This window comes from Vibrio sp. TRT 29B02, from assembly GCF_050113655.1.
Taxonomy (GTDB): domain Bacteria; phylum Pseudomonadota; class Gammaproteobacteria; order Enterobacterales; family Vibrionaceae; genus Vibrio.
On the sequence record NZ_JBNJOJ010000076.1, the window covers coordinates 1 to 575 of the forward strand.

1 protein-coding gene is annotated in these 575 nt (G+C 46.6%); it reads right to left on the minus strand.

Annotation, left to right across the window (positions count from 1 at the left end; all coding sequences use genetic code 11):
• Window positions 1-14: 14 nt before the first annotated feature.
• Window positions 15-533: an Hcp family type VI secretion system effector gene (locus tag ACQEXT_RS21260; protein ID WP_138972011.1), complete on the minus strand. Its 519-nt coding sequence runs from the start codon at window positions 531-533 to the stop codon at window positions 15-17.
• Window positions 534-575: the final 42 nt, after the last annotated feature.

The following is a 575-nucleotide window of genomic DNA, read 5'->3' on the forward strand; positions in this document are numbered from 1 at the left end:
GAAAATCAAAGTGATTAAGCTTCGATAGGTTTACGCCAATCGTCTGAACCAGACGTACCTGCGTTGACGTGATCCCAAGTGATCTTACGGTACGACATTGAGACCGTTAGATTTTGCGTGAAGTCGGACATCGACGGATCTTGACAGTGTGGCATCTCACACTGGATATCGACGATAGACGCGTTTTCTAGCTTAGTGGTGAAGAAGTTCTCTTGTTTGCCTTCGATAGAGGTGCGGTACCATTTAAGCTCTACGTTCTTCATCTTCTCACCAGAAGAAAGCGCGTTGTACAGCAGTGGTACGGCTTTGTTGAGAGTGACGGTAAACTTGAAAGGTTTATGGACGCGTTGACCAGAAGGTTGACCAGATTGTGGATCGGTCGGAACCGAAATGACGTGGTCAAACTTCTGAACCAGCATCTCGTCTTCGTGACCTTCTACATAAGAGTCACCGATAGAGTCAGCCGTACAGGCGCCCGCCGTGATCAGACCCTGAGTTTCACCGTCGATAGAAATATAACATGGAGTTGGCATAGTAAAATCCTTAGAGGTTGTGTGTAATAACACTCACTCTTA